An 18,865-nucleotide genomic window follows, 5' to 3' on the forward strand; every position below is an offset into this window, starting at 1 on the left:
AGCGGATCAGTGGAGGATCTGCGGCTCGGTTGCCGGCATCAACCCGGTCCGTTGCACGGCAAGCGCGTGCGAATGCCGCAGCATCTTGGTCGCCCGATCGAAATTCACCGCTGGGGAGAACAGATGCCCCTGACCGAAGGCGCAACCGATACTGCGCAGTCGTTCGGCCTGCAGCTCGGTCTCCACCCCTTCGGCGATCACCTTGATGTCGAGTTCGTTGGCGATGTGCAGCACACCCTCCACGATCGCCCGGCTGGCGCTACTCTGCACGAGCTGATCCGTGAAGGTCTTGTCGATCTTAAGGAAGTCGACGGGCATGGTGAGCAGATGGGTGAGAGAAGCATAGCCGGTCCCGAAATCATCCATCGCCACCGCCAGGCCCTGCGCTCGGAACCAGCGCAGGCAATCGGCTACCACGGTATCGCCGCGGCCGAGATACACGGTTTCGGTGATCTCCAGCGTTAGGTGACGCAAGGGTACGCCATAGTGTCCGAAGGTCGCGGGGATGAGCTCCCGCAGTCGGCCGCCGTGGAAGTCCCCGGAGGAGAAATTCATTCCGACATGCAATGGTGCGATGCCATGATCGCACCATTGCCGGAGATCCTGCGCGATACGATCCAGCATCCGCTCGGTAATCGCGCCGGCGACCTTGCCATCGGTGGTTGCTTCGAAAAAGGCCGCGGCGGGAACGATCTCATCGCCGTCGCGGATCCGGCAGAGCGCTTCGAAGCCGAGAACGTCGCCGGTGCCCAGATCGAAGAGCGGCTGATAGAAGGGGACGAGACGATCCTCCGCAAGAGCGCGTTCGACGAGATTGATCGCTTCCAACCGCTGCGCCATCCGCGTGGCGATTCCGGGCCAATAGCGGACGAAGCTGCCCCGCGCGGTTTCCTTTGCGTGATACAGCGCCAGATCGGCATTGATCCGCACCTGCTCCGGCGTCTCACCTTCGCCGATGACCGCGCCACCTGCCGTACCGCGGGGAACAACGTTGCGTTCACATTCCTCGGTGGGGCGGGAAAGGGCGCCCAGCAGCCTGCGTGCGGTTTCCGCGGGATCGGCGAGGGCGGCGGGGCTTTGCAGCAGCACTGCAAACTCATCGCCACCCAGGCGATAGGCACGATCCGGAGCGGCGGCTTCAGCCAAGCTTTTCGCGGCGTGGACGATCAGCGCATCGCCGGCGACATGGCCGAAGGTATCGTTGACGATCTTCAGATTGTCCAGGTCCACGAGGATCAACCCCCAGCTGCCGGGATCGCAGTCGAGGTCGCTGAGAGAGGCGTTGAACGCCGAACGATTGGGCAGCCCGGTCAAGCCATCCTGCAACGCCCGCCGAACCTGCTTGGCGCGCCAGATATCCTGTTCGATCGCGATCGCGCACAGGTGGAGGCAGACCTGCACCATGCGGCGCTCGAGCGGAGTAGGGCCTCGCGGGGTACGGTAGTAGAAGGCGAAGACCCCAACCACCTCGCCGCGGCCGTTCTTGATGGGGCTGGACCAGCACGCCCGCAGTCCGAGTGGCAGAACCAGGTCGAGATACTTCGCCCAGTTTGGATCATGTTCGATGTCGATACTGGCGAAGGGCTCTCCTTGGAACGCAGCGGTTCCGCACGAACCGACCTTAGGGCCGATCATGAGGCCATCGATCGCCTGCAGATAATGTTCCGGAAGCCTGGGAGCGGCAATGGGATGCAACCTGCCAGCGACATCGACGCGCATCAGCGAGCAGATTACGTCGGGGATCCGTATTTCAACCTCACGGCAAAGACGGTCGGTAACCGCCGTGAGATCGGCACCCTTGGCTACGAGTTCCAAGATGTCGTTCTGCAGCGAGATGTCCACGCGACCGTTCACCCAAAGGAGGTATTGCAGACATCTGCATATATCCGGTTTCGCATATAATAACGGCAGACGTCGCAAAACTACGTAAGCCCGGCCCGGCGGCTGGCGCATTGGCCAGCACCCTATGGCTGGGAATGCCCGCCCAATGGCGGCCGGAAGCGAATCCACCAAGGTTACAGACAGTCGGTCTGTAGAACCCTCAAGCGGCTGAGCACCGCAGATTGCCTAGGTTCGCACTTCGATTTGGAATCCGCCCACCCCGCAACCCTGAGCCGATAATCTACATTATGTAAACTTCATGCCTAGACCGAGCGTTCCTAGCTGCTCTTGCCGTCGCAATCAGTTTCGTTGGCTTGTTTCGGTGCCTGCCGTCGGGCGGACGGGTTCCAGCACCAGAACATTGCCTTCCACCCGCCAGCTATGAAGCCGTGAGAGAAAGTTCATGCCCAGCACATCGGTGTCGCCAAAGCTCGCTGACATCACGACGCCGACATCGTGCATCTTTAGCGGTCCAAGCGTCAGATCGGCGATCCGCCCGCGCTGCGCCGCGACGTTCCCGTTTGCGGTCGCGATGATGGCCGGAAGCCCGTCGGCGGGCTGAATCCCGGCGCTCTTGGCGGTATCCTGCGAAACCGCGGTCACCGTGGCGCCGCTGTCGACCAACATGTTACGTTCGACCCCGTTGAGCTTCACGCGGGCCCAATAATGCCCGTCCGCGCTCATCCGAATCCGGACGGTGGAGCCTTCCGCCTGCTGCTCTTCCAGGCCGAGCCTGTTGCTCAGCGATGACCAGGCCGCCGCCAGTTCGTAGCGATGCGCAACGGCAAACAGCACCACAAGGATGATGGCAGCCCACCCAAGCGTCGCCCGAACCAGCATGTTCAAGCTCATACGGCGGACCGAAAGTGCACTGACCACCAGCACGAGGCAGCCGATCAGCCAAACCAGATTCACGCCGTCGCTGCCATTCATGCGCGCAGTTCCAATCCGTCATACCCAGGCTCGATTCCAGCGGGCAATTCCGTAGCGAGCGTCGCATAGTCCATAGACTGGTCCATATGGACGAGCACCGCCCGCTGTGGCTCAAGTTCCTTGATCCACCCCAGCACGGACTCCAGATGCGGATGCGTCGGGTGCGGTGCACGACGCAGCGCATCCACAACCCACAAATCCAACCCGCGATAGTGCTCGCGCATTTCCGCGGTCATCGCGTGAAAGTCGGTAGCATAGCCGACCGAGTAGTTCGCCAGTTCGAACCGCAGCCCTGCGGAGGTGATCCCGCCATGCGGCTGGTCGACCACGCGAACGACGATATCACCGACCGTAAAGACATCCGCCATCGCGCCCATGTCAACCACTGGAGGGTAATATTTCCCCCTTCCCTCAAATATATAAGGAAATCGTTTGCAAATTTGTTCGAAGGTGAAGGGGCGCGCCCATCCAGGCACCGGCTGCCCCCCCCGAGCGTGCATGATCTGGCGCAGATCGTCGATGCCGTGGCAATGATCGGCATGGTCGTGCGTCCACAGGACGGCGTCCACGGTCGAAACCTCCGCAGCAAGCAGCTGCTCGCGCAGATCCGGGCTGGTATCCACCAGGATCGTGGTCGTTTGACTACGAACGAGGATCGATGCGCGCGTTCTGCGGTTGCGCGGATCGGCCGGATTGCACGCGCCCCAATCCTGACCGATCCGGGGAACACCGGACGACGTGCCGGATCCGAGGATTCGGACGCTCAGCACAGGCAGCCTCCTGCCCGAGTCACGCTGTCGTCTTTGAGAACAGCGTGTGGAAGTTGACCCGGGTCGCCTCGGCCAGCGCTTCCGGATCCTCGCCACGGAGTTGCGCGAGGAACCGGCAGGTATCCGCCACAAAGGCCGGTTCGCCCGTCTTACCCCGGTGCGGCACGGGCGCGAGGAAGGGCGCATCGGTTTCGATCAGCAGCCGATCGAGCGGCAGCGCGGCGGCGGTTTCCTGCAGGTCCCTGGCGTTCTTGAACGTCACGATACCGGAAATCGATATGTAGAAGCCGAGTTCCAGCGCGATCTCGCCGAAGGCGCGGCTCGCGGTGAAGCAATGGATGACGCCGGGGAAGGCCCCCTTTCCCATTTCCTCGCGCAGGATTTCCGCCGTGTCCTCCTCGGCGTCGCGGGTGTGGACGATGATCGGCAGTTGGGTCTCGCGCGCGGCCGCGAGATGGGCGCGGAAGCTCGCCCGCTGGCGGTCGCGGTCGCTATGGTCGTAATAGTAATCGAGACCGCTTTCGCCGATACCCACCACGCGCGGGTGCCGGGCGCGTTCGACCAGCTTGGCGGTATCGACATGGGGGTGCGTATCCGCCTCGTGCGGGTGGATGCCGACGCTCGCCCACACATCGGCCTCGCGCTCGGCAACCGCGATCACCTGGTTCCACTCGTTCTCCCGCGTCGAGATGTTGAGCATCGCCACCACACCCGCGTCGCGCGCGCGCGCCAGCACTTCGGGCTGCTGCTCGCCGAGACCCTTATAGATCAGGTGGCAATGACTGTCGGCGAGCTTCATGCGTCCTCGGAGGTTTTCAGTTCAAGTCGCGGGAAGATCGGGATTGGGGCGGCGACTCTAAAGTCGGACGTCGCCAGTCTCTCATACCAACCAGAGTCCGCGTACGCATGCTGATCGCGTTCGTCGGCGAGAATGCCCATCGCGTCGAGGAGGCGTGTCGCAGACGCAGGTACAACTGGAAGGATCGCAATCGCAAGGTCCCGAATGCAAATGAACAGCCGCGCAAGCACGACCTTCATCCGCTCGGGGTCGGTCTTGCGGAGTTTCCAAGGCTCTTGAGCATCCACATACTGGTTGCACGCGAAAACTGCTCGTATCCAGTCTTCGATACCTTGGTTAAGTGCTAGATCAAAAAAGGCTCGCGGAACCTCCACGCTTGTTGCGTAGGAAACTTTCGCTGCCAAATCGAGGTCGGCTTCCGTCTCCTTTCCACCGAACGGCAGCGCGCCATCGAGGTTCTTTGCGATCATCGAGAGTACACGCTGCGCCAGATTGCCAAAGCTGTTCGAGAGATCGGCATTGGCGCGGGTGACGATCGCCTCGTCGCTGAACGTGCCGTCCTGGCCGAAGCTGACGTCGCGCAGCAGGAAATAGCGCAGCGCGTCGACGCCATAGGTCTCGGCCAGTTCCATCGGGTCGACGACATTGCCGACCGACTTGGACATTTTCTCGCCGCGGTTGAGCAGGAAGCCGTGGCCGAACACCTGTTTGGGCAGCGCGATGTCGGCCGACATCAGGAAGGCCGGCCAATAGACGGTGTGGAAGCGGACGATGTCCTTGCCGATCAGGTGCAGGTCGGCCGGCCAGTAGCGCGCGAGCCGCTCGGCGTCGTCGGGGAAGCCGGCACCGGTCAGATAGTTGGTCAGCGCGTCGACCCAGACATACATGACGTGCCCCGGCGAACCCGGCACCGGCACGCCCCAGTCGAAGCTGGTGCGGCTGACCGAGAGATCGACCAGCCCGCCCTCAACAAAGCGCAGCACCTCGTTGCGGCGCGATTCCGGACGGATGAAATCCGGGTTGGCGGCGTAGAAGTCGAGCAGCGGCTGCTGGTACTTCGAGAGGCGGAAGAACCACGTCTCCTCCTTGGTCCACTCGACCGGCGTGCCCTGGGGCGAGAGCTTCTGCCCCCCTTCCCCTTCCTGCAGTTCCTTCTCTTCGTAGAAGGCCTCGTCGCGGACCGAGTACCAGCCCTCGTAGCGGTCGAGATACAGGTCGCCTTTGGCCGCCATCTTCTCCCAGATCGCCTGGCTGGCGCGGTAGTGATCGGCTTCGGAGGTGCGGATGAAGCGATCGCACGAAATATCGAGTTTCTCCGCCATCACGCGGAAATAGCCCGACATTTCATCGGCAAGCTCGCGCGCGGTCAGGTCGCGGGCGCGGGCGGTCTGCACCATCTTGAGGCCATGCTCGTCGGTGCCGGTCTGGAAGAACACGTCGCGACCCTGCTGGCGCTGGAAGCGCGCGATCGCGTCGGCGGCGATCATCTCATAGGCATGGCCGATATGCGGCTTGCCGTTGGGATAGTGGATCGCGGTGGTGATGTAGAAGGGGTCAGCCATGCCGCCGCTTTAGGATGCGGCGCAGCAACGGGCAACCTGTACGCTCAGCGCCGCGCGAGCCGGGCGAGAATGCCGCTCATTTCGAACACGGTCGCGGTGGCATCGAGCGACAGGCCCAGCGCCGCCCCGGCCAGCTCCCGCGCGGCGGCATAGGCATCCAGCGCGGTCCGCAGCGCCTCCCCCTCCAGCCGCTTCGCCCGCGCGGCGATGAAGCTCGGGGAACGCTCCAGGAACGCCTCGTAGCGCGGCTGCGCGGCCTTCAGACCGAGCTGGCGGCCGAGCCGGGTGCGCACGGCATTGTCCGGATCACCATAGTCGGCGAGCTGGACCATGTCCGCCTCCAGCGCCGACAGGTCCAGACCCGCGAAACGCAGCGCACGGCCCGGCGAGCCCTCGGCCGCCTCGACCAGCGCGGCAATCTCGATCTCGCTCGCCTCCGGGATCTGGCGGCGGAGCACCGTGGTCGTCTCAGCGTCAGACAAGGGCTCGAAGCGGAGCAGCCGGCAGCGCGAGCGGATCGTCGGCAGCAGCCGGCCCGGCGCATGGCTCACCAGCAGGAAGATCGTCCCCGCCGGCGGTTCCTCGAGGTTCTTGAGCAGCGCATTGGCCCCGGCCCGCTCGAGATCGTCGATCGCGTCGATGATCACCACCCGACGCGGCCCCAGCGACGGCTTGGTTGCGAACAGCGGCTGCAGGCTGCGCACCTGCGCGATCGTGATCGAGCGGGCGAGCGCCTCGTCCGGCTTGTCCGCATCCTTGGGCAGCCGGGCGAGGATCTTGAGGTCCGGATGGCTGCCCGCGGCGATCATCGCGGCGGTGCGGCTGGTCTCCGGCACGTCCCAGCCGGGCAACAGCCGATCGGGCTCGAACGCCTCCGCCAGCATCCGCGCGGCGGCGGTCCGGGCAAAGGCCCCCTTCCCCACGCCCTCCGGCCCGGCGATCAGCCAGGCATGGTGCAGCGCGCCGCTCGCCATGGCGGCGGCGAGCGCGTTGCGCGCATCCTGGTTGCCGATCAGGGCGTCGACCAAGTCGATCAGGCCAGGTGGAGCAGCGACATCAACCCGGCCCAGGCGCGGCCGAAGAACCCGGCCTGGCCGACATCCTCGGCGGCGACCAGCGGCAGCACCTGCTGCGGCATGCCTTCGCCCTCGATGATCAGGTCAGCGATATGGTCGCCCTTGTGGAAGCCGGCCTTGACCGGCCCCTGATAGACGATCTTACCAGTCAGCTTTGGGCTCAGGCCCGCGGGCAGCGTGATGTTGAGGTCGCGCGGCGCGATCACGGCGACATGATTTGCCGTGCCGCCCTGCACGGATACGTCGCCGACCGCGCGGTCCTTCTTGACCACGGGTTTGGTCTTCCAGGCGGCAAAGCCCCAGTTCATGAAGCGAACGGCCTCGGCAGCGCGACCGCTATAGCTGTCGAGCCCGGCAATCACCATCACCAGCCGTCGGCCATTCTGCTCGGCCGAGCCGGTAAAGCCATAACCCGCTTCTTCGGTATGACCGGTCTTCAAGCCATCGGCGCCCGCCACCTTGCCGAGCAGAGGATCGCGGTTTGCCTGGGTGATATCGGCACCCGCACCCAACGTCTTGCCCCAGCTGAAGGTCGGCAGCGAATAGAAGGATTTGTACAGATCGGGGAAGTCGCGGATCGTCGCCGCGGCAAGATGCGCCAAATCTCGCGCGGTCACATAGGTGCGGCCTTCATCCGGCCAGCCGTTCGAGGTGCCGAAATGGCTGTTGGCGAGGCCGATCTTCTTAGCCCGATCGTTCATCAGGTTGACGAAGCCTTCCTCGGTGCCTGCCACACCTTCGGCCAATACGACGCAGGCATCGTTACCGGACAAAGTGACGATGCCCTTCAGCAGATCGGCGACGGTCGGACGCTCACCGACGGCAAGGAACATCGTCGAACCCTGCGAATGCCACTTCTTCCAGGTCTCAGGGCGGACTTCGATCGGCTGGTCGAGCTTCAGTTCGCCCTTCTTGATCAGGTCGAAAGCGACATAGACCGTCATCATTTTCGCCATCGAGGCGGGCGGCATGCGGCGGTCGGCATCCTTGGCGAACAGGACCGCGCCAGAGGACATGTCCTCCATATAGGCGATCGGTGCCGGCGTCGGGAAATCCGGCCCGGCGGCCTGCACAGGAGCGGCGATGGCGAGCGCCAGGAACGAGATGGCAGCGAGCTTCTTCATGATGTCGGTCCAGAACGCAAAAAATTACCCCAAGTCGGGCGGAAACGGGCGCGCATCTCCCGCTAGAGCCCGAATGACCCCTTTGCTGCTCCGTCACGCCGGTCGACGCATCGAAAGCAAAGCAAGCCATGCTCCGCCTTTACGGATCCCGATACCGTCTGGGCAAGCATCTCCTCGCAGAATGGCGGAGAAAGTGAACTTGGTACCTCAACGTTCCACGGCATCGGCGAGCAGGCCGACGGAGAGGGCATAGAAATTGGAGCAGTTGTAATCGAGGATCACCCGGTAGTTGCCGGTGAGCAGATAGGCGGTTGCACCCGGGCCGTCCGGCTCGAGCAGCGTCGCCAATACGTTGTCCGCGGGCCAGGTGCGCGTTTGTGGCGCAAGCCCCAGGGCGCGCCATTCGGCGATCGTTTTCCAGCCGCTTTGCCGCGCGTGCACGCGCGGGCACCTTGGGCTGGTCGTGCGATTGGCAAGCATGCGGCGATCGAGCCCCGGCGGTACCGAGACGGCGAATCCCCACGGCACGCCCGCTCGCCAGCCGGCATTGACGAAGTAGTTGCCGATCGAGGCAAGCGTATCGGCATCGCTGGACCAGATATCGGCAACGCCGTCGCCATCGCCATCGCGAGCGAGACGAAGATACACGCTGGGCAGGAATTGCGGGCCGCCAAAGGCACCCGCCCAGCTGCCCACCAGCTTGGCGCGCGGTATACCGCGGTCCATCATCTTCAGCGTGGCGATGAACTCTTCGGTGAACAGGGCGCGGCGACGCCCTTCATAGGCCAGACTGGCCAAGGCCCGTGGCAGATCGAACCCGCCCATCACCCGCCCATAGTTGGTCTCGTGCCCCCAGATCGCCACCATGATCGATTCGGGCACGCCCGTTTCGCGCTCGATCGCCGAAAGTCGCGGCCGGGCGCGCTGATACGCTACCCGCCCCCGATTGATGCGATCGGCGTCGACATGGCGTGCACGATATGGCGCGAAGGCGGGAATCGGCGCATTGGGCCGGCTTTCCGGCTGCTGCCGATCGAGCTCCACGACGCGGGCATTGTAGGTCAGCGTCGGGATCACCGAATCGATCGTGCTGGACCGAACCCCAGCGGCGGCCGCTTCGGCGGACAATGTCTTGAGATAGGCTTGGAACCCGGCCTCATCTTGAGCGACCGCCGGCAGGATCGGCAAACCAATGGCGACCAGGAGCGCGGTTAGACAGACGCGATACGAACGAAGGAACGGCATATCGCCGCTGTTGCACAGCAATCCGCTGGCCGAAAGCCCGGGCCTTCAGCAACGCGACGAAAACGCTCTTGTGGGCCATAAGCTGATCGTCGGCGGAATCCCGGGATGCGCAGAACGATTGATCCGGAGGCAAAGTGCGATTAGGCGGTGCGCCACCCGGAGAGATGGCCGAGTGGTTTAAGGCAGCGGTCTTGAAAACCGCCGTGGGTGCAAGCTCACCGTGGGTTCGAATCCCACTCTCTCCGCCAGCCGCCATCTGTCGGCTGTCACAAATCATCGCGCGACACACTGTTTTCTGCGCATTTCTGCCATGACTGCGAGTCATCGGCCTGCGGCACCACGAAAGATAGCCGACGTATCGCGCGACGGTTCGCTAACGGAAAGCTGCAGCCGTCTGACCGGGCCCATAAGTCGGAAACCGCGTTACACCGTGAAGATGCGGACTGCTTGTGCGAGGGCCGTCAGCGGATCGCCTTGCGGGACGAACTCGTGCGCTACATAGCCCTGAAAGCTCAGGTCCGCGATGGCCTGCGCGACAGCCCGCCAATTGACCTCTTGCGTGTCGTCCAGATTGTGGCGTCCCGGCACGCCGCCAGTATGAAAGTGCCCGATCCAGGGAATGCTGGTGCGGATCGTGTGGATCAGATCGCCTTCCATGATCTGCATGTGGTAGATGTCGTAGAGAAGCTTGACCCGTGGCGAGTTGACTTCCTTGGCAACGCGCACCCCCCAGGCCGTGTGATCCGCCATATAGTCGGGATGATCGACCCTGCTGTTCAGGAGCTCGACGCAGATCGTGACGCCGGAATCCTCGGCGATACGCTTCACCCGGTTCAGGCCGATGATGGTGTTTTCCGCGCCTTCGTCATCGGACATGCCACGGCGGTTTCCCGAAAAGGCGATCACGTTGGGAACACCTGCCTTCGCGGCAAGCGGAATGCCGGCGCGGAACGCCCGTTCGATCGCCGCATGATTTTCCCGTCGATTCAATCCATTAGGGATCGTCATGAGGTCGGCAGCATAGCCCATGGTGCAGCGCAGGCCATAGCGGGCGGGAATCGCATATTCGCTGGGTTGCAACAAATCGATGCCCTGTAGCCCGATCCGCGCCGCTTCTGCGCAGAGACGATCGAGCGGAATATCCTGATAGCACCAGCGACTGACCGACTGCTTCAGCCTGCCTGCCGCCGTGGCCGACGCCGGAAAAGCAGCCGCCGCACAAGCAGCGAGCGAAGCGTTGAGGAGGGCGCGACGTGTGATCATCCTCCCCCGATACTGGAAATCCATCGCCGCCACCATGGGCTGCCCCGGCGCCATTGTCGGCACCGGGACGGCCCTGGTGGTTCAGAACACGAAATTCACCGCCAGCGCATAGGTGCGCCCGAAATAGGCGGTGTAGAGCGGATCCTTTCGTACCGTATCCACCGTCAGGCGGTTGGTCTCATTGGTGATGTTCTGCACTTCCGCGATCAGCTTGATATGATCGGTAAGGTTATACGAGGCCGAGGCATCGACGAAGATCGACCGGGCATTCGCTGTCGAGTCCGCGTCTACCGACCCGCTGGGGACCGCCGTCAGGAACGACGAACGATAATTGACCGTCGAGCGGATGCTGAATTTGCTGTCCTCGTAATAAAGCGTGCCGCTCGCCGTCTCGGGCGACAGGCCGACCAGCGGCGCCGTGCGCGAAAGCGTCGGCGAGATGATGTAGTTGATGTTCGAACGTACCCGGGTGAAGTTGCCCAGTGCACCGAAATTCTTGAGGAAGCCAGGCAGGAAGGTGAAGGGCAACTGCAGGTTTACCTCGACGCCGCTCAGCGGCCCGCCCGGCGTGTTGTTGCTGCGCTGGACGGTGAACTGGTCGTTCGGGCGCAACTGCGTTCCGTTCAGCAGCGACAACGGCAAGCCGATGTCCTGAAAGGCCAGGCTGGTGCTGGTCGTCTGAATATAGGTCTCGATATTCTTGTGGAAGTACGCGACCGAGAGCAACGATCCTGGACGGAAATACCATTCCAGCCCCGCGTCCAGCGTGTTGGCGCGGATCGGATCGAGGAACGGGTTGCTGAACGACGCCGTCTGGATCGCCAGGTTCGCTGATCCAGCCGGGATCAACTGGCCATAGGCGGGCCGTGACATCACCCGCGCGGCAGAAAAACGCGCGATCAGGCTTGGCGTGATGTCCAGCGCGAGGTTCATCGACGGCAGCCAGTCTTCGTACGACCGGCTGACATTGGAGATCTCGAAGCGCGAGGGATAGAGCGACCCCGCAGGCGCCGCAGTGGTGATCGGGCCATAGGTATCGAGGCTGGTGCGGACGTAGCGCACGCCCGCATCGCCGCGCAACTTGAACGGCAGGACGTTCTCGGTGTCGAACTTGGCCATCAGATAGCCCGACGTGTACTTTTCGCTAACACCACCATAGGTGCCCTTGGCGCACTCGATGCTGCAATAGACGTAGTTCTCGAGGCCAACGACACGCCGGAACTTGTCCGGATCGATCGAGACGAAGTCCTGCAGCTGGCCACCCAGATTCTTGCCGATGCCGCTGGTGACGAAACTGAAGTCGGCGATAGCCGCACCGGCCGGCAGCGCCAGCGGCGTGTTGGTGGCGAGTTGGCGCTCGCGTGCGGTATATTTGTTGGTGCGATACTGGCCGCCGGCCTGGATGGTGAAGGCCGGCGTCACCATCCAATCGGCATTCAACTCGAACGTCTTGCTGGTGATCGTGTTGCGGCGGATGAAGTTCGAAAGCTGACCGCGCTGGTCGCCATTGGTGAGCGGCGGACCGAACTGGAACAGCGCGGGGTTGGTGGTATCGATCCCGTAGCCGATCTTCGGGATGTTCGGATTGTCGCGGAAGTCGATCGACCAATTGCGCGTGTCGTTGGAATCGATCGCCACCTGCAGCCGGTTCACATCGAGCTGCGACTGGTTGACGCCAGCCAGCCCGAACAACCGGAAACTGTCCGAAAAGCGGTGGTCGAAGTTCAGGTTCGCTTGCTTGTATTCGGACGTGAAACGCTCATCCTGCATCTCGGAACGCAGGTCGACGCCGTCGAACAGGCCGTGGATCAGCGATCCGTTGCCATCCACCTCGATCTCGCGCACCGACGTCAGCGGCTGGCCGTTGTTCGAAATGGCGCGGCCGAACGAGCGCGCGTCCATCATCGTGTCGAGCCGCTTGACCTTGAAGCGCGAGTAGAGCCCGTCGATCGAGATGTCGGTATTGTCGTCCGGCTTCCACTGCACCGTCAGCGAGCCGGCGATGCGCTCCTGGTTCTGGCTGCCCTTCACCGGGCGCGGCAGGCGTGGCAAATAGACGCCGCCGCCGGGCTTTCCGTTCACCCCGGTGCGGCTCATGATATAGTCATAGGCTGCCTTGTTTCCGGTGCGCGGATTGTTGGTGCTGCAATTGTTCGCATCTGCGCCGATCGACGCGCCGCTGGGTTGGGTGTAGCCGGACACCGGGCTGTTCACGGGCGCGCCCTTGTAGAGGTATCCGACGGGGGTGCAGAACGGGAAGATCACGCCGGCATTGGCCGATCCCGCGGGCTGCGCTAGGCCATAGACGGTGGTCGGCACGACATCGGCCGCCGAATAGGCGTACTCGTCGATATGCCGCTTCGAATAAGCGAGACTGCCCAGAAGGCCGAACGTGGTGCCGAACTTCTTGGACACAAGCGCAGACAGCCGCGGATCGGCTTCCTTGCGGATATCGTTGTAGATGCCGCGCGCGGTCGCGGAGAAGACGAAGTCCTTTTTCTGATCGAACGGCTTCGGCGCGCTTAGATCGACCGTGGCGCCCAGCGAGCCTTCTTCCACATCGGCGGAGGTGGTCTTGCGAACGGTCAAGGCCGAGAATATCTCGGTGGGGAACGTCACGAAGTCGAACGAGCGGCCTGTCGCCACGCCGCCACGAATGTCGCTGCCGCTGACCTGCGACACGCCTTCCATGCCGTTGATCCGGACACGGGTGAACTGCGCACCGAGGCCACGGACCGAGATGTTGCGCCCCTCGCCGCCATCGCCACGCGACAGCGCCACGCCGGGGATGCGTTGCATGGATTCTGCAAGATTGGAATCCGGGAATTTGCCGATGTCCTCGGCGACGATGCTGTCGACCGCAGCGGTTTCAGATCGCTTCTGGTTCAGCGCGCTATTGAGCGACGCGCGAAAGCCGGTGACGACGATCTCATTGGCCTGTGCGTCATCTTCCTGAACGACCGAAGGCGTTTCCTGCGCGGTTTGCGCAGCGGCGGAAGTCGCGATCAGTGCAGCAAGCACGCTGGACGATACGAACAATACGCTTTTGTGGCGACGATAGGTGCCCACATCCCCTCTCCCATTTCGCGCGCACTCGTGCTGAAGCTTTGCGGTGCGCGGTGGCGCCGCCCCCATCTTCGGGTTTACGGCTGCGACACTGCGTATCAGGCGAATTGATGTCTGGCAACTGGGCCAGACCAATTAGCGCAAGTCGTTCTTTCATGTCAGGCAAGATGGATAACCCGCTTGCAAGTGGTCCGACCAAGCCGTATCTCTATCGAATAAGGGAGCTTTTCGCCGTAGCCTTTGGCAACGGACGGAGCCGTTACACGCATAAAGGGGAGAGACGGTGGTTCGTACACTCGCGCTGGTTGCAGTGGCTTCGCTGGCTTCGGCCATACTCCCTCTCCAAACCACGCCGCCGGTCCGGGCCGCGCAGGCAACTGCGCCCTGGCGAGACCTTATGCCCAAGCCCGGACTCGCCGGCTGGCACCGCACCGGGGGGAACGCGATATACAACGTTGTTGGCGAAGAACTTGTCGGCCGCGCGGTAGTCAGCAAAGCCAATAGCTGGCTGGTCTCGGACCAGCTGTACGGCGACTTCATCGTCGAGTTCGACGCGAAGACCGATCCGTCGCTCAATTCGGGGATGATGATCCGGGGCCAGAGCCGGCCCGACTACCGGAACGGCGTGGTGTTCGGCTATCAGGCGGAGATCGACCCCTCGCCGCGCGCGTGGAGCGCTGGCATCTACGACGAGCAGCGCCGCCAATGGCTGTTCACGCTCGGCCGCAACGAAGCCGCCCGCAAGGCCTTCAAGCCCGGCGACTGGAACCACTATCGCGTCGAGGCAATCGGCAACCGCATCCGCACCTTCCTCAATGGCGTGCCCGCGGCGGACATCGTCGACGATACCGATGCGCGCGGCTTCCTCGCCTTCCAGGTCCATGCCCTGCCCGACGCGGTCGCGGCCAAGGGCCCCGAGGTGCGCTTCAAGGGGCTGCGCATTATCACCGACTCCCCTGCCTGCTATGCGCTGCCCGAAACCAAGGTCGAGCAGCAGGGCTGGCAGCCGAACCGGCTCACCGCCGCAGAGCGTCGCGCCGGCTGGACGCTACTGTGGGACGGCCGGACGTCGAAGGGCTGGCGTTCGGCCAAGGGCGGCGGTTTCCCGGCCAAGGGCTGGAGCATCGCCGACGGGATCCTGACGGTCGAGAAGAATGGCGGCGGCGGCGACATCGCCACGGCGGCCAACTATCGCAACTTCGAGCTCTCGGTCGATTTCCGGCTGAGCGAGGGTGCCAATAGCGGCATCAAGTATCTGCTGCCGCCGCTGCAGAATGGCGGCGTGTCCAATGTCGGCTTCGAATATCAGCTGCTGGACGATGCACGGCACCCGGACGCCAAAATGGGCCGAGACGGCAACCGAACGCTGGCCTCGCTCTACGACCTGATCCCGGCGCGCAACCTTTCCGATCCTTCGAGCCCCGGCAAGCGCGGCAATCCGCCGGGCGAATGGAACCGCGCGACGATCCGGGTGCGCGGGACCCATGTCGAACACTGGCTGAACGGCTTCAAGGTCGTCGAATATGAGCGCGGCTCGGATGCGCTCAAGGCGGCGATCGCCGAGAGCAAGTTCGCGAAGGTCACCGGCTTCGGAACCTCGGCGGAGGGCGCGATCCTGCTGCAGGATCATGGTGACCGTGTCGACTTCCGCTCGATCAAGCTGCGCCGCTTCTGAGGAGTCTGCGCTGCACGGTTGAAATCACGACTATAAAGAACCGAGGGGAAGCACTGCCATGTTCGACCGTCGAACGATGATGAAGGGCGCCGTCGCCACCGGCGCGATGGCGATCAGCGCGAGCAGCTATGCGCGCATCCTGGGGGCGAACGACCGCATCCGCGTCGGCATCGTCGGCGTCAACGGCCGGGGCCAAGCGCATATGAGCGCCTTCGCCAAGCAGCCCAATGTCCAGGTCACCCATTTCGCCGATGTCGACTCCACGGTGCTCGCCAAGCGCGCCGGGGAGTTCGCGCAGCGGCACGGCAGCAAGGTCGAGACCACCGGCGATTATCGCCGGCTGCTCGATACCAAGGCCGTGGACGTCATCACCGTCGCGACCCCCGACCACTGGCACGCCAAGGTCGCGATCGACGCGATGAACGCGGGCCGCAACGTCTATATCGAAAAGCCGATCGGCATCGCCCCGGCCGAAGGCGAGGCGCTGATCGCCGCGCAGAAGCGCACCGGCCGCGTGCTCCAGGTCGGCAACCAGCAGCGCTCGAGCGTCGAAACCCGTCAGCTGCTCGACCTGATCCGCGCCGGCGAGCTGGGCGACATGTACGAGGCGCAGACCTGGTATGCGAACAACCGAAAGTCGATCGGCAAAGGCCATATCGTACCGCCGCCCGCCAATCTCGACTGGAATATGTGGCAGGGGCCGCGCCCGCGCGGGCCGTACCGCTCGAACCTCGTCCATTATAACTGGCACTGGTTCTGGAAATACGGCACCGGCGAGATCTGCAACAACGCGATGCACGAGCTCGATATCGCCCGCTGGCTGATGGGCGTCACCTACCCCAGCACCGTCACCGCGCGCGGCGCCCGCCGCTTCTACCAGGGCGACGACTGGGAGATGTACGATTCGCTCGCGCTGAACCTCGGCTTTGACGGCGGCCGCACGATCCGCTGGGACGGCGAAAGCTGTAACGGCATGCTCCGCTATGGCCGCGGCCGCGGCACGCTGCTGCTCGGCACCAAGGGCTCGGCGGTGGTCGATCGCAATGGCTTCGAACTGTACGATCTGGCCGGCAAGAAGCTGCGCGAAGTGAAGGCGCCGGCGGAATCGGAGACGACCGGCACTGTCGGCGAAGGCGTGCTCGACCTCTATCACGCCGCGAACTTCCTCGGCGTGGTCCGCGGTACCGAGACGGCCCAGCACTCGCCGATCCAGGAAGGCCATATCAGCACCACGCTCTGCCACCTCGGCAACATGGCCTATCGCACCGGCGGCGCGATCACCGTCGATCCCGCGACCGGCAAGCCCAGGGAGGCCGCCGCGTTGAAGCTCTGGGCGGTCGACTATGAGCCCGGCTGGGAGGTGCGCGGCTGAGATGACGGACATGGCGGCGAGCGTGGCGCGGTTCACCGCCATGGGGACGCGGGTCGAGCTGCACCTGTTCGGCTGCGACGACCCCGCCCCGCTCGCCGCCGCCAAGGCTGCGATCCTTTCGGTGGAGGACGCGCTGACGATCCATCACCCCTCGCCCGCCACGGCGCTCAACGACGCGCTCTCCACCGACGGGACCGCGACGGTGGAGGACCGGCTCCTATTCGCCGCGCTGCTGCAGGTGGATGCGCTCTGGCGCGAGACCGGCGGGCTGTTCGACCCCAGCCTCGGCCACTGGTCTGCACTCACCATCGACCGGACGAATCGCCGCGTCTCCACCGCCCGCCCGCTGACCTTGGACTTCGGTGGCTTCGGCAAGGGCTATGCGCTCGACCATGCGGTCACCGCGCTGCTGGCGATGGGCGTGGGATCCGCCCTGCTCTCCGCCGGCGAAAGCTCGATCGCGGTGCTCGGCCCGCACCCGCTCGGCGGCGGCTGGCCGCTTGCCGTGCCGCACCCCGAGGACGAGGGTGCCTGGCTGGTCGAACTGGAGCTGCAGGACGCATCGCTGTCGATCTCGTCCACCATCGGCGCCGGCGCCGCCAAGCCGGACCGCGCCGCGATGATCCGCCCGACCGACGGCGCGATCGTCACCACGCCGGCCACCGCCGTCGCGGCCGCCGCGACCGGCGCCGAAGCCGAGGCTCTGAGCACCGCCCTGCTGGTCGCCGACCCCGCCGCGCGCGAGCGGCTACGCGCCGCCGCCCCTGACCGCCGCTTCCTCTTTCCCCATGCCGCGCCCGTCGGCGCCAAGCGAGCACTGGAACCTACCGCATGACCGACGACGATTTCGCGCTCTCCCGCCGCACCTTTCTCGACCGGGTGCTGCTCGCCTCGGCCGGCCTGGGGATGAGCACCGCCGCCCCATGGGCCGCGCGCGCGGCAGAGGACATCCCAAAGGGCCAGCGCGTTCGTATCGGCGTGATCGGCACCGGGGATCGCGGCCGCACGCTGATCCAGAACCTCAACAAGACGCGCAACTGCACCGTCGCTGCGCTGTGCGACACGTTCGAGCCGCACATGGCGAAGGCCCGCGCCTATGTGCCGGCGAACACGCCGGTCTTCACCGATCATCGCAAGATGCTCGAGGCGCGCGAAATCGACGCGGTGGTGATCGCCACCCCGCTCGACCTCCATGCCCGCCAAACGATCGACGCGCTCGACGCCGGCTATCCGGTGTTCTGCGAAAAGGCGATGGCGCGGACGATCGCCGATTGCAGCGCGATGGTCACCCGCGCTCGCCAGCGCGGCAAGATCCTCCAGATCGGCCATCAGCGGCTGTTCAACCCGACCTATCTGAATGCACTCAAGCGCGCCCAGGCCGGCGAGATCGGCCCGATCACCCAGATCCGCGCCAGCTGGCACCGCAACCGCAGCTGGCGCCGCCAGATCCCGCCGGGCGGCACCGAGCGCGAGATCAACTGGCGGCTTCACCGCGATCGCTCGGCCGGGCTGATGACCGAGCTGGCGACGCACCAGCTCCAGGTCGCCAACTGGTTCATGGGCGGTCTTCCCACCCGCGTGATGGGATCCGGCAGCATCTGCTTCTGGAAGGACGGCCGCGACGTCTACGACCAGGTCGCGCTGATCTATGATTATTCGGATGGGCGGAAGGTGATCTACACCTCGATGCTCAACAACGCCCGCTATGGCTGCGAGGAGCAGATCCAGGGCAGCAAGGGCACGATCGAGCCCGAGCTCGGCCGGATCTACCAGGAGGTCCAGCCCGGCGCCGTCCCCGCCCTCGCCCGCATGCGCGCCGACGTGCAGGCCGGCCGCAAGAACACCGTGCCGATCGGCGGCGCGACCTGGTTCCCCGAACTCCCCGTCACCACCCCCGGCGATTCGCTCGGCTGGGGCGAATATGACGAGACGATGCTCCAGTTCGAGGGCTTCGGCGAAGCGGTGCGCAGCGGCAAGGAAGTGCCGGGCCTGCTCGCCCAGGCCTATCACGCCAGCGTCGCCTCGCTGCTCGGCGAACAGGCGATCGATCAGGGCAAGGCGCTCGCCTGGCCGACCGACCTCGTCACCTTCTGACCTTC

Annotated in this window: 14 protein-coding genes and 1 tRNA gene; 5 read left to right on the forward strand and 10 right to left on the reverse strand. The window is 64.4% G+C overall.

Annotated features, from left to right (window positions below):
* Window positions 1–6 precede the first annotated feature (6 nt).
* From DD559_RS07955 to DD559_RS07990, 8 genes are all read right to left on the reverse strand, one after another.
* Window positions 7–1,854: a putative bifunctional diguanylate cyclase/phosphodiesterase gene (locus DD559_RS07955; protein ID WP_368389680.1), complete on the reverse strand. Its 1,848-nt coding sequence runs from the start codon at window positions 1,852–1,854 to the stop codon at window positions 7–9.
* Window positions 1,855–2,181: 327 nt separating this feature from the next.
* Window positions 2,182–2,814 (reverse strand): retropepsin-like aspartic protease family protein, encoded by a 633-nt coding sequence (locus tag DD559_RS07960; RefSeq protein WP_116468710.1) that lies wholly within the window; start codon window positions 2,812–2,814, stop codon window positions 2,182–2,184.
* Window positions 2,811–3,581 carry an MBL fold metallo-hydrolase gene (locus DD559_RS07965; RefSeq protein ID WP_116470791.1) on the reverse strand — a complete coding sequence of 257 codons (771 nt, stop codon included), beginning with the start codon at window positions 3,579–3,581 and terminating at the stop codon, window positions 2,811–2,813. The genes DD559_RS07960 and DD559_RS07965 overlap by 4 nt, the downstream gene beginning before the upstream one ends.
* Window positions 3,582–3,603: 22 nt before the next feature.
* Window positions 3,604–4,383, reverse strand: a complete 780-nt coding sequence (locus tag DD559_RS07970; RefSeq protein WP_116468711.1) for a TatD family hydrolase — start codon at window positions 4,381–4,383, stop codon at window positions 3,604–3,606.
* On the reverse strand, window positions 4,380–5,945 hold the full coding sequence (metG, locus tag DD559_RS07975) for a methionine--tRNA ligase (protein ID WP_116468712.1): 1,566 nt from the start codon (window positions 5,943–5,945) through the stop codon (window positions 4,380–4,382). The genes DD559_RS07970 and metG overlap by 4 nt, the downstream gene beginning before the upstream one ends.
* Window positions 5,946–5,989: 44 nt before the next feature.
* On the reverse strand, window positions 5,990–6,973 hold the full coding sequence (locus tag DD559_RS07980; RefSeq protein WP_116468713.1) for a DNA polymerase III delta subunit-related protein: 984 nt from the start codon (window positions 6,971–6,973) through the stop codon (window positions 5,990–5,992).
* Window positions 6,974–6,978: 5 nt separating this feature from the next.
* A complete protein-coding gene (locus DD559_RS07985; protein ID WP_116468714.1) occupies window positions 6,979–8,145 on the reverse strand; it encodes a D-alanyl-D-alanine carboxypeptidase family protein in 1,167 nt (388 codons plus the stop codon).
* A 207-nt stretch (window positions 8,146–8,352) separates the two neighbouring features.
* Window positions 8,353–9,390, reverse strand: coding sequence for a lytic murein transglycosylase (locus DD559_RS07990; protein WP_116468715.1), 1,038 nt, complete (start codon window positions 9,388–9,390; stop codon window positions 8,353–8,355).
* A gap of 158 nt (window positions 9,391–9,548) precedes the next feature.
* Here DD559_RS07990 and DD559_RS07995 point away from each other — a divergent pair.
* A tRNA-Ser gene (locus DD559_RS07995) sits at window positions 9,549–9,638 on the forward strand.
* Between the two features lie 175 nt (window positions 9,639–9,813).
* Here the strand turns inward: DD559_RS07995 and DD559_RS08000 are convergent.
* Window positions 9,814–10,689, reverse strand: coding sequence for a hydroxypyruvate isomerase family protein (locus tag DD559_RS08000; RefSeq protein WP_240610164.1), 876 nt, complete (start codon window positions 10,687–10,689; stop codon window positions 9,814–9,816).
* 45 nt (window positions 10,690–10,734) lie between these two features.
* Window positions 10,735–13,722 (reverse strand): TonB-dependent receptor, encoded by a 2,988-nt coding sequence (locus tag DD559_RS08005; RefSeq protein WP_240610165.1) that lies wholly within the window; start codon window positions 13,720–13,722, stop codon window positions 10,735–10,737.
* A 394-nt stretch (window positions 13,723–14,116) separates the two neighbouring features.
* On the opposite strand from DD559_RS08005, the gene DD559_RS08010 reads away from it, so the two are divergent.
* From DD559_RS08010 to DD559_RS08025, 4 genes are read left to right on the forward strand one after another with little or no spacing between them, the layout of a single operon-like run.
* Window positions 14,117–15,394, forward strand: a complete 1,278-nt coding sequence (locus tag DD559_RS08010; RefSeq protein WP_116468717.1) for a 3-keto-disaccharide hydrolase — start codon at window positions 14,117–14,119, stop codon at window positions 15,392–15,394.
* Between the two features lie 58 nt (window positions 15,395–15,452).
* Window positions 15,453–16,766 (forward strand): Gfo/Idh/MocA family protein, encoded by a 1,314-nt coding sequence (locus tag DD559_RS08015; RefSeq protein ID WP_116468718.1) that lies wholly within the window; start codon window positions 15,453–15,455, stop codon window positions 16,764–16,766.
* Window position 16,767: 1 nt separating this feature from the next.
* Window positions 16,768–17,601, forward strand: a complete 834-nt coding sequence (locus tag DD559_RS08020; protein WP_116468719.1) for an FAD:protein FMN transferase — start codon at window positions 16,768–16,770, stop codon at window positions 17,599–17,601.
* A complete protein-coding gene (locus DD559_RS08025; RefSeq protein WP_116468720.1) occupies window positions 17,598–18,860 on the forward strand; it encodes a Gfo/Idh/MocA family protein in 1,263 nt (420 codons plus the stop codon). The genes DD559_RS08020 and DD559_RS08025 overlap by 4 nt, the downstream gene beginning before the upstream one ends.
* The last annotated feature ends 5 nt before the right edge of the window (window positions 18,861–18,865 follow it).

Source organism: Sphingomonas pokkalii, assembly GCF_003096275.1.
In the GTDB taxonomy this organism is placed as follows: domain Bacteria; phylum Pseudomonadota; class Alphaproteobacteria; order Sphingomonadales; family Sphingomonadaceae; genus Sphingomonas; species Sphingomonas pokkalii.

Excerpts from the sequence above, each read along its gene's own strand:
- DD559_RS07960 (WP_116468710.1), bottom strand. The coding sequence starts at position 2,814 with ATGAATGGCAGCGACGGCGTGAATCTGGTTTGGCTGATCGGCTGCCTC.
- DD559_RS07970 (WP_116468711.1), bottom strand. The coding sequence starts at position 4,383 with ATGAAGCTCGCCGACAGTCATTGCCACCTGATCTATAAGGGTCTCGGC.
- metG (WP_116468712.1), bottom strand. The coding sequence starts at position 5,945 with ATGGCTGACCCCTTCTACATCACCACCGCGATCCACTATCCCAACGGC.
- DD559_RS07985 (WP_116468714.1), bottom strand. The coding sequence starts at position 8,145 with ATGAAGAAGCTCGCTGCCATCTCGTTCCTGGCGCTCGCCATCGCCGCT.
- DD559_RS07990 (WP_116468715.1), bottom strand. The coding sequence starts at position 9,390 with ATGCCGTTCCTTCGTTCGTATCGCGTCTGTCTAACCGCGCTCCTGGTC.
- DD559_RS08000 (WP_240610164.1), bottom strand. The coding sequence starts at position 10,689 with ATGGTGGCGGCGATGGATTTCCAGTATCGGGGGAGGATGATCACACGT.
- DD559_RS08010 (WP_116468717.1), top strand. The coding sequence starts at position 14,117 with ATGCCCAAGCCCGGACTCGCCGGCTGGCACCGCACCGGGGGGAACGCG.
- DD559_RS08015 (WP_116468718.1), top strand. The coding sequence starts at position 15,453 with ATGTTCGACCGTCGAACGATGATGAAGGGCGCCGTCGCCACCGGCGCG.
- DD559_RS08020 (WP_116468719.1), top strand. The coding sequence starts at position 16,768 with ATGACGGACATGGCGGCGAGCGTGGCGCGGTTCACCGCCATGGGGACG.
- DD559_RS08025 (WP_116468720.1), top strand. The coding sequence starts at position 17,598 with ATGACCGACGACGATTTCGCGCTCTCCCGCCGCACCTTTCTCGACCGG.